This is a genomic window from Nitrospinota bacterium (genome assembly GCA_027619975.1).
GTDB lineage: Bacteria > Nitrospinota > Nitrospinia > Nitrospinales > VA-1 > JADFGI01.
This window is the reverse complement of record JAQCGX010000054.1, coordinates 1-10783: the sequence shown is the minus strand read 5'-3', so window position 1 is coordinate 10783 and position 10783 is coordinate 1. Positions and strand designations below refer to the sequence as shown.

At 48.4% G+C, this 10783-nt stretch carries 6 protein-coding genes; 1 reads left to right on the top strand and 5 read right to left on the bottom strand.

Annotated elements, in window-relative coordinates:
• Window positions 1-72 precede the first annotated feature (72 nt).
• Window positions 73-3252: a bifunctional [glutamate--ammonia ligase]-adenylyl-L-tyrosine phosphorylase/[glutamate--ammonia-ligase] adenylyltransferase gene (gene glnE / locus O3C58_13550; GenBank protein MDA0692877.1), complete on the top strand. Its 3180-nt coding sequence runs from the start codon at window positions 73-75 to the stop codon at window positions 3250-3252.
• Window positions 3253-3254: 2 nt separating this feature from the next.
• Here glnE and O3C58_13545 read toward each other — a convergent pair whose 3' ends face one another.
• The 5 genes from O3C58_13545 to apgM all read right to left on the bottom strand — a co-directional run bounded on the left by O3C58_13545 (window position 3255) and on the right by apgM (window position 10518).
• Window positions 3255-5177, bottom strand: coding sequence for a PAS domain S-box protein (locus tag O3C58_13545; GenBank protein ID MDA0692876.1), 1923 nt, complete (start codon window positions 5175-5177; stop codon window positions 3255-3257).
• A gap of 123 nt (window positions 5178-5300) precedes the next feature.
• Window positions 5301-6044 (bottom strand): cache domain-containing protein, encoded by a 744-nt coding sequence (locus O3C58_13540; GenBank protein MDA0692875.1) that lies wholly within the window; start codon window positions 6042-6044, stop codon window positions 5301-5303.
• Window positions 6045-6448: 404 nt separating this feature from the next.
• On the bottom strand, window positions 6449-8032 hold the full coding sequence (gene cimA / locus O3C58_13535; protein MDA0692874.1) for a citramalate synthase: 1584 nt from the start codon (window positions 8030-8032) through the stop codon (window positions 6449-6451).
• A 3-nt stretch (window positions 8033-8035) separates the two neighbouring features.
• A complete protein-coding gene (locus O3C58_13530; GenBank protein MDA0692873.1) occupies window positions 8036-9316 on the bottom strand; it encodes an aspartate kinase in 1281 nt (426 codons plus the stop codon).
• The gene (apgM, locus tag O3C58_13525; protein MDA0692872.1) at window positions 9316-10518 is read right to left on the bottom strand and encodes a 2,3-bisphosphoglycerate-independent phosphoglycerate mutase; all 1203 of its coding nucleotides are present in this window, start codon (window positions 10516-10518) and stop codon (window positions 9316-9318) included. The genes O3C58_13530 and apgM overlap by 1 nt, the downstream gene beginning before the upstream one ends.
• Window positions 10519-10783: the final 265 nt, after the last annotated feature.

Below are 10783 nucleotides of genomic sequence, written 5' to 3'. Positions count from 1 at the left end.
AAGCAAAAACCTGCAAAACTTAACCCGCTGACGGATTTTTCTCTTTTTCAGCAACCTGCTAAATTTGATTTTATGAATATTAGATCCGAGTTGATTCAATGCCTTTATGAAGAGGCCCCCTGTTCCACCGAAGGTGAAGCGTCTCTTAAAAATTTGGGATTTGATGATCCCGTGAAAGCCTGGAAGACCCTGGGGGCGTTGTCGCATCATGTCAACTTCTCAAAGCTGTTCCCCGATTTCTTTTCTGCCTTTTTGGACTTTATTTCCCGGTCCTACAATGCCGACCTGGCGTTGACCAACTTCGAACGATTTGCCGATAAAATTCAAGATAAAAATTATTTGTACACTTTGCTCACGGAAAACCCGGATTTACTGGAAGCTCTGGTGATTCTTTTTTCTGGCAGTCAAATTCTCACGGACACGTTGCTTAAGGACCCCTCTCATTTTGACTGGTTGAAACATCCGGATATTCTGAATAAACTGCGGTCCAAGGATGCTCTCATGCGGGATTTTCATGAAATGTCTGAACAGAACATTTTCCCCGGAGGGGCCCCCGGACTGCTCAGGCGGTTTAAAAAAAGAGAGTATATCCGCATAGGTTTGCGCGATTTGCTGGGCAAGGCTGAAATGCAGGAAACGGTGAAGGATATTTCCAATCTGGCCGATGTCTGTCTGCAAATCGCTTATGAATATGCCAACAAGGAATGTGGCAAAAAATACGGGATTCCGTTTTATCAGGATGCGGGTGGAAACTGGAAAATTGCGGAATTCACCATTCTGGGAATGGGCAAGCTGGGTGGAAGTGAACTCAACTTCAGTTCTGACATCGATCTCATCTATATTTATACGTCGAGTATGGGGGAGACCCGACCGGAAGAAGGGGCCGTGAACCCCAGTGTCCGCCTGAGCAACCATGAATACTTCATCAAGCTGGCCCAACTGATCACAAAAACCATTCATGAGATCACCGCGGAAGGCAGCGTGTTTCGTGTGGATCTGGATCTTCGCCCGGAAGGGCGTAGTGGCGAGCTGGTCAATTCTCTGGCAGGTTGTGAGGTTTATTATCAGTCCTGGGGACGAACCTGGGAGCGACAGGCCCTTCTCAAAGCCCGCATTTGCGCCGGCAGTATTTCGCTCGGCAAAGAATTCTTTTCCCTGCTTTCCCCTTTTATTTACAGACGCAGTCTGGATTTCTCCGCCATCGAAGAAATCAAGACAATGAAAAACAAAATCAACGCGCACATAAAAGGTAAGAAAATCGGAAAGGGGGACATCAAGCTGGGTTTTGGCGGCATCCGGGAAGTGGAGTTTACCGTCCAGGCGTATCAGCTTCTGTTCGGCGGTCGGGATGAAAGTCTCAGGGTGATCCCCACTTTGAAGCTGATGAAACGATTGCGGGAGTGTGGCTATTTGACGCCGGATGATTATGAAAATCTGAGAGAGGCTTATATTTTTTTACGGAACCTGGAGAACCGGGTGCAGATTTCTTTCGGTTTGCAGACGCATGTATTGCCGGATGATGAAGTCCAACTGGCGGTTCTCGCTAGAAAAATGCGCTTGCATGGAGAGAGTCCAGAGGCGCTGGTAAAAAACCTGCTCAGCGAATTTGACCGCCACACTCAATTTGTCGGCAATATGTTTGCCAATTTATTTGTTGAAAAAGCAAGACAGGAGGCGACTGAAATTGCATCGAGAGAACTGGAGCGCCGGCCTTTAAAAGAAGAGTTGCTTGCAGTTGATTATTTAAGTGAAAAAGGATTTTCCGACCCCAAGCGGGTTGCCCGGTTTTTAGAATCTTTACGGGACGGCGCGCAATTTTCTCATCCCACCGAAAAAAGTATTCAGGAGTTTTATTCCGCTCTTCCCCGTATTCTGGATCTCAGCGCCGGTGTGCCCAAGCCCGATTCGGCTATTGATAATCTTGTCAAGTTTATTGAAGCCAGCGGCGCTCGTGAAATCTATTTGAACCTTATAAATTCATCGGACAAGTTGCTTGAGCTTCTCATTATTCTGTTTGGCAGCAGTGACCTGCTTTCCCAAATATTGATCAAGCAACCGGATCTCGTTGATGTTTTCATGGACCTGGAATCCATCTATCGCTTCAAACCGCCGGAAAAAATAAATGAAGATTGGATGCGGATTTTGAAATCCTGCCAGGATATCCAATCAAAAAAAATCGTTCTTCGAAGGTTCAAGCACGGCGAGGAATTGAGAATCGGCATTCGCTATCTTATCAAGGAAGCGGATTTAATGGGAACGCTGGCTGATCTTTCTTTCCTTGCGGATATGTACCTTCAAATAGTCACTGACTTGGCCTACGAAGAGCTGAGCAACAAATCGTCGCATCCTCTTCCCAATGACTTTGCGATTTTTGGTCTTGGAAAACTGGGCGGACGAGAGCTTAATTTTGGGTCGGATCTCGATATCATCTTTGTTTACGATGAGCCGGAATCTCGGGAGTCATCTCTTTCTCAGGCGGAATTAATCAGCCATTACATGAACTATTCCCAGTTGATCTATCAGTTGACCTCGGAGATGACATCTGCAGGCTATGCCTATAAAGTGGATACCGATCTCAGGCCGGATGGCAGTCGGGGGGATTTGATTATTTCAGTCAAGGGGTATGAGGAATATTTCAAGACCCGGGCGCAGGTCTGGGAACAACAGGCGATGACCCGAGGCCGGTTTGTCGCGGGAAATCCGGATTTGGGAGAAAAGTTTCTTAAAATTGCGAACGACTTTACGTACCGGAAAAAATTTGAATATGGGTCTTTGATAGAAATTTCCTGTCTGCGTGAGCGCATGGAAAAAGAACTTGCCGCCGAACATAAAAAAGGGAAAAACATTAAACTGGGTTTCGGGGGGCTGGTCGATATCGAATTTACTTTGCAGATCTTGCAGATGATGCATGGCTATCAGAACCCCAAGCTCCGCCAGACAAATATGCTGGAAGTTTTGCAGGTCGTTGCCGCTTATGGGATTTTGGATCAAGCGGAAGCCGACCGAGTCGCGAAATATTATTTCTTCTTAAGAAATCTTGAATGTGCTTTGCGCATTATCAATCAATCGTCTTCAAATTATCTCCCGAAAGATAAAAACTCCCTGGCGGTTCTTGCCCGGTTATTGGGTTATGAGGGTGAATCTGTCGAACAACGGGCGGATGCGCTTTTGCGTGATTATGAAGAAACCACCGGCGAGGTGCGGAAATTTTATCGCAAAATGCTGGATACGTGGTTGAGAACCGCCTTATAGGTTTATTCCGTTGAGGGCTCTTCTTTTGTTTCCTGGGAGGCTGGCGCCTGAATTTTTGGAAGGGTGATGATGAAAACGGAACCTTTGTCGGGTACGCTCTCTAACCGGACGCTTCCTTCATGTCGGCTCAGCACCTTGGCGCAGATGGCCAATCCAATTCCAGTACCACCGTACTGGTCGTCTGAATGCAAACGCTCAAACGGTTTGAAAATCTTGTGGAAATATTTTGGATCAATTCCAATGCCATTATCTTCCACCAGAATCTCCCACGCGAAATTTCCATTGGAACGGGAGCTGACTTTGATTTTTGGCGGCACATTTTCTTTTGAATATTTCAGGGCGTTGGAAATGAGGTTTTGGAATAACTGCGCGAGTTGAAATGCATCGCCGTTGATGGAGGGCAATGGGAGGACTTCGACGGTGCCTTGGGACCGTTTTATTTGCGCTTCCAGGTTGTTCAAGGCTTCGGAAACGACATCTTCCAGATTTATCGGTTTTAAGGGAGTGGACGTGCGGGTGACCCTGGAATATTCCAGAAGATCGTGAATAAAGCCCTGCATTTTAGTCATGGAGTTTTGCAAGCGGTCGATATAATTGAGCCCTCGATCGTCTGCATCAGCCGGGTAGACGCTTTTAATTCTGTCGCCAAAAAGCATCACCTTGCGGAGTGGTTCCTGCAAATCGTGTGAGGCGATAAAAGCAAAATCTTCCAGCTCCTGATTACTGCGTTCCAATTCCCTGGCCTTCTGCTCCAATTTGTCTTCAGCATTTTTGCGTTCGATGGCGCTCCCCAATATATCTGCCATGGATTGCAGAAAATTTACTTCCTCATGTGAGAAAACCCTCATTTCTTTCGTGTGAGCTGACAAAATCCCAAAAATCTGAGCCCCTGCATGAATGACCACGCTCATCCCACTTATAATTCCTTGGTCCAAAAGTAATTTGGGATTGGAGAAACGGGCCTCCCGATTTAAATCTTTTACGACGACAGGTCTATTTGACCGGAGGGTATACCCTGCCTGAGACTCCATCCCATCCGATACCCTGGCTTTGCCCACCAAACCTTTTTTCCAGCCCCAGCCGGCCTGTAAAAGAAAGGCATGTTCTTCAGGAATATATTTAAGGACTTTGCAATACTCCGCCTTGAGGGTTCGACTGAGAAGGTGGACTGCAAGATCCATCAATTCCTGGACGTTATCCCCTGGTAACGCGATTTGGCTGAGTTTATTGATGGCCCCCCGATGTTTTGCGTGGACTTGAAGTTTATCCTCCGCCTTTTTCCGTTGGGTAATATCTCTTACGATTCCAAGAAACCAGGTTTTGCCATCTGACACAATAGAGTTTACGGATAACTCCAGATCGAAAATTGAACCATCTTTACGCAACCCCTGAAGTTCACGGGTTACCATCAGAATTTTTGTTTCATCAGTAGACAGATATCTTTTAATATGCTGCTTATGGGCTGCCTTGTAAGGTTCGGGCATAAGTATGGAAATATTTTTGTTTAAGACTTCGGAAGCTCTGTAGCCGAAAAGACGCTCGGCGGCGGTGTTGAATGTTTCAATGATTTCTCCTTCATCGATGGTAATGATCCCGTCAATGTTATTATCTAAAAGGGCCTGAATTCTGATCTCTCTTTCCAGTACTTTTTCCTGGGCGTGGTTTCGCTCCTTCTGCATACGCATCTGCATCAGGTGCATCAAGAGGGCAATCAGCGAGGCTATAATCAATAAACCAAAAACCGCCAGAAACCCTTGCGACATAGCGTAAAGCGGTCCGAAGGCTTCTTTAGCGTCGATCTCTGTTGCCACTCCCATATAGTGGTCGGCGAGCCAGGTCCAGGCGCCCACCACTCGAATTCCACGGTAATCGTTATAGCCCTCCAGGTTCATCCCCGCTTTACCTTGCACCGCGCTGGCGGCCATTAAGGTCAAAGCGGGTTCGTGATTTTCATTGAGGGGAGAATGGGCCGGGAAGATTGAATTTATTTCCGGGTCACGCAGTTGGATTTTTAATATGGAGGACGAATCGCTTTCAGCGAGCAGTCCTTACTTTTTCAATTGATCGATAAAGCGGCTTTCGGTCAGGAGTAAGCCCTCGTCGTTAAAAGCGTAGGATTCTCCCGTGTTGCCAGAACGGGTCACTTCCAGCATATGGGTGAATTCCATCTCCGGGCGAAAGCGAAAGGCCAGAACTCCAAGGACCTGGCCGGCTTCATTTTGAATCGGTACAGAGGTAAACATGGTGGGTCGATTGGGTTGCCAGTTCCCCTGCTCATCCGGCAGGTTCACTTCGCCGGGAAAGGGGTGAGACACCACCGTATCCCCTTGCAGAGAGCGGTAAAAGAAATCCGACCGTTCGATCAACTTTCGTTTGCCCAAGGCGTCGTCCAGAAGAGCGCCGACCTGATATCCGGTAGAATCCAGAATCACAAACCCAATAAAACCGTATTTTTTGCAGGTGTTGCCTAAATGTCTGCGGAGCCATAGGAGTTCTTTGGATTGTTTCAGAACGGAAGCGGGTACATCCTCTTTTTGCGCGATTTTTATCAGAGCAATAATTTTGGCTTTTATTTCGGGTTGGCTGGCCAACACCTCGGCGTCCCTTTTTTTATCTTTTATCCAATTTTCGAGAGACGCCACCTGGGCCGAGAGCAGGGTTTGCAACTGGACCGAAAGGTTGTCTTTCATTTCCCGCTCCACTTCGGTATGCCCGTACCATCCGATGGCGGCAAGGAAGATAATGGTAATTATGGATAAAGCTAGATTGGGGAACACCGACGAGGAGAGCATCCTTGCCCAAAAAGGCGGTTTTTGAGATGAAACAGATCTGAACTCTGATTCGGGATCTCGCATATCAATAGTTTAAGGCATAACCCTTTATATATCAATATGATTTGAGGAATTTTAGGGGGGGGGATCGTCAAGGCTGGAAAATGACCTTTCGGGAGAGTCAATTTTCTTAAGAGGATTTTTCAGGAAATGACCTGAAAAAGCGTACTTTAGCAGGTTGCTGAAAAAGTCCCAAGCACGAGGGTTTTCACTGTTGTCATGCTGAGCCTGTCGAAGTAGGACCTTGATAATTAAGGGCTGTTTTCGCACTTCGACATACCCCTTCGGGGCATGAAGGCAAGGGTCGAACATCACAGGCTCAGTGTGACAGTTGTAGGTAGAAAAAATAGTTTTTCAGCAACCTGTTAGGAGATTGTTTTCTTCTTAGAAAAGGTGTTGAGCTTGTATTCGATGCTGTCGATGAGCGCCTGCCAGCTGGCTTCGATGATATTTTCTGAAACCCCGACTGTGCCCCATTTCGAGTGATGATCTCCGGATTCTATCAGCACGCGGATTTTGGAACGGGTGCCTTTTTTTTCATCGAGGATTCTGACTTTATAGTCGAATAAATTGACTTCTTCCAGTTCCGGGTAAAATTTTACCAGTGCTTTCTGGATGGCCTTGTTCAGGGCATCGACCGGGCCTGTCCCTTCGGCGGCGGTCACTTCTAAAACGCCATTGACGCGGATCTTGACGGTGGCTTCGGAAATTGGTTCTTCGTCCTCCTGGCGTTTTTCGACGATGACCCGGAATCCGACAAAGTCAAAGAAAGTTTCCTTGTCCCCCAGGGCATCGTGCATCAATAACTCGAAGGACCCTTCAGCACCTTCGTACTGATACCCAAGGTTCTCCAGAGACTTCAAGTTTTTGAGAATTTTCCTGATTTTTGGGTCGTCCCCGTCAACGTCGATGCCGAATTCCTTTGCCTTGAAAATGATATTGCTTTTTCCCGACAGGTCGGAAATTAAAATTCGCTGGCGGTTGCCGACGGATTCCGGATCGATGTGTTCGTAAGTCAGCCGGTTTTTCTGAATGGCGCTCACATGAATGCCGCCCTTATGGGCAAATGCGCTGTGGCCGACATACGGCTGGTGGTTCCAGTGGGCTTTATTGGCCAGTTCATCGACAAAGGAAGAAACCTCTTTCAAGCTCTTCATTTGACCGTCGGTCACGCAATTCAACCCCATTTTCAGTTTCAGGTTGGGGATGATGGAGATGAGGTTGGCATTGCCACAGCGTTCCCCGTAGCCGTTCACCGTTCCCTGAACCTGTTCCGCTCCGGCTTCCACGGCTTGCAAGGAATTGGCCACGGCCAGCTCGGAATCGTTATGGCAATGAATTCCCAGTTTGACGTTTACCTGAGCCTTAACGTCCGCGAATATTTTGCTGATCTCCCAGGGCAGGGAGCCGCCGTTGGTGTCGCACAAGACAATCCAATCGGCGCCTGCCGATTCGGCTTCCTTGACCACCTTCAGGGCGTAGTCGGGATTGGATTTATAGCCGTCGAAAAAATGCTCGGCGTCAAACAACACTTCCTGGCCGTGCTTTTTTAAATAAGAAAGACTCTCCGTGACCATGCGCAGATTTTCATCCTGATCCGTGGACAGAGCATGGCGCACATGCAGGTCCCACGATTTTCCGAAGATGGTGATGACTTCAGTCTCGGCCTTGAGGAGATGCTGGATATTGGTGTCCTCTGCAACCGATTTTCCCGGATAGCGAGTGCATCCAAACGCCGCCACTTTGGCATTTTTAAGAGTGGCGCGGCGGATCTTGACAAAGAAGTCCATGTCCTTCGGATTGGACCCCGGCCAGCCGCCTTCGATATAGTGGACTCCTAATTCGTCCAGCTTGTGGGCGATGCGAATTTTATCTTCCACGGTAAAGGACACATCTTCCGATTGGGAACCGTCTCTTAACGTGGTGTCGTATATTTTGATCGATCGCATGGGTTACAAAGCTTTCATCTTTTTATCTGAAGCCGGGACGGAATCTTCACAGGAAACCTGGACTGGCTCCGATTTCAAGTCAAACGCCTCGTGCAACGCGCGGGTGGCCAGTTCGGTATATTTTTGGTCGATCACACAGGAAACCTTGATCTCCGAAGTGCTGATCATCATGATGTTGATATTCTCTTTGGAGAGCGTCTGGAACATGGTGGCCGCAATGCCCGAATGGCTTTTCATTCCCGCACCGACGATGGAGATTTTGCAGATGTTGGCATCCGAGGTGATCTTTGCCGCCTTGATTTCCTCGTTCACCCGGTTGACTTCAGTCATCGCGTCTCTGAGATGTTCGGTGGTGACGGTAAACGAAATGTCCGTGTATCCCTCATCGCTGATGTTCTGAATAATAATGTCCACCGAGACCGAGGCGTCAGCGAGCGCCTTGAACAATTTTCCGGCGATTCCCGGTTGATCGGGAACTCCCTTGACCGTGATCTTGGCCTGATTTTTGTGATACATGATTCCGGAAACGACCGGTTGTTCCATTTTCGGATCCTCCTCCGAGATCAAGGTTCCTGGATTATTATTAAATGATGACCTCACGATCAGAGGCATCTTATATTTCTTGGCAAACTCCACACACCGTATTTGCAGAACCTTGGCGCCCAAACTGGCCATCTCCAACATTTCATCATAGGATACGGTATTCAGCTTGCGGGCGTCCGGAACCACGCGCGGGTCCGCGGTGTAGACCCCGTCCACATCGGTAAAGATCTCGCACCGTTCCGCTTGCAAAGCGACCGCCAAAGCGACGGCAGACGTGTCCGATCCCCCACGTCCGAGGGTGGTGACATCTCCATGTTCATTGATGCCCTGGAAACCGGCAACCACGACGACATGATTTTTCTGCAAATAATGGTGACAACGTTCTCCGTCGATCTGCTTGATTCTCGCCCGCGTGTGTGTGTTGTCGGTTTGAAGCCCAATCTGGCGACCGGTCATCGAGGTGGCAGGGCAACCAATCTCGTTGAGAGCGATGGTCAACAGGGCGCAGGAGATGCGTTCGCCGGATGACAGCAAAAGATCGATTTCCCGCTGTTGCGGGGTCTCGGAAATCTCTGCCGCCATTTTAAGCAGTTTATCGGTCTCCCCGGCTATGGCAGAAACCACCGCGACGATAGCATTGCCAGCTTTTTGCGCCTCGGCGATTCTTTGGGCCACGCTTTTGATCCGTTCGATAGTCCCGACCGAGGTTCCGCCATATTTTTGGACTATGAGTGAGGCCATTACAATTGGTCCTTTAAAAATGCTGCAATCAGTTGTGGCCCGCTTTGAAAATGGATTTTGTTGGCATCGAGAATTTTTTCATCGAAGCCCCCGGCGGACTCGCTTCCCGTCGGTCCCGGATAGACCAGGAAGGGGACGCGATCTTTGGTGTATTTCATGAGAGAGGCCGACGCTACATGATTTTCCACGAATAACATTTTAACATCATCCCGGCTGTTGAGAGCATTGAGCAGGGGGCCTGCAATCTCCTGATCAAAATCTTCAATGGCCAGGACTTTGTCGTCCAGATCTCCCTTGAGAGAGATATTCTCGATCTCCTCGATATGCAGATAAACAATATCATGGGCGTCAAGTTCCGCAAGAGCTGTATCCACCTTGCCTTTGAAACTGGCAGCCGGATTCCCGTTTGGCCCCATAATGTCAACAACATGGATTCCAGCCGATTTCCCCATGCCTTTGAACAGTAGAGAGGATGTGACGAGGGCCGCACTCTTTTTGTGCGTTTCAGAAAATGGCGGCAATGTCTGTCGGGGACCGTTTCCCCACAACCACACACTATTTACAGTGTCCAGACCCTGCTTTTGGCGATTGCGGTTGTAGGGATGGTTGTGCAGGATGATCTGCGACTGGTTCATGAGAAATACCAGGTCTTTAAATTCCTCGCCGTCAGGCATGAACTGGCGGATGCCCTCGCCGATCAGCTCCATGGGCGGGTTCAGGCTTCTGGAAAAAGCCGGACTTTTGATCACCATCAAATTATGGGGACCGATACCGGGATAAAACCGGACCGAGGGATCGCCGATTTGCTCCTGCAAGGCATCCAACAGCACTCGTGCGTCTTCGCTCGGCAGGTTGTCTGCGGTAAAATCTTTCATCACCATGTCGTTGTGGCTGGACTGCAACTGCACGAAGGTACAGCACAGGGGAAGCTCGTCTTCCGTAAGCGGGATATCCAGAGCCAGAGCGTCAAACGGGGCCGTCCCGCCGTGATAAGTTTCCGGGCAATAGCCTAACAGCGCGAGAAGGGAGACATCGTTTCCGGCCTCGAAGTTTTCAGGGATCGTTTGCACATTTCCAGATAAACCCTTTTGGGCCAGCCGGTCCAAGTGGGGCGTGTCCGCGATCTGTAACGGCGTTTGGTTGTCTTTTTCCGCGATTGGCCGGTCAGTCAGACCACAGCCGATGACGATTAAGTATTTCATATTCAAAAAGTTGTAATAAGAAGGATCGAGGATGTAACCAAAAATTATAGCTTATATAGCTAATAAGCTCAAATTTTCCAAGGAATTTTGTGCAAGACCGTAATGTGGGGTAAAAAGGGAATAAAAACAAAACTGGCTGCTCTTGTCGATGGAGTCCCAAATTACTTATGGGCATCTCTAAAAATTGACAACGATGCCGAATCGCCAATTCAAAGAAGCGTCTTTTGTTTTAGTAGGACAGGCGACCTACCCTTAAAGGTTATAC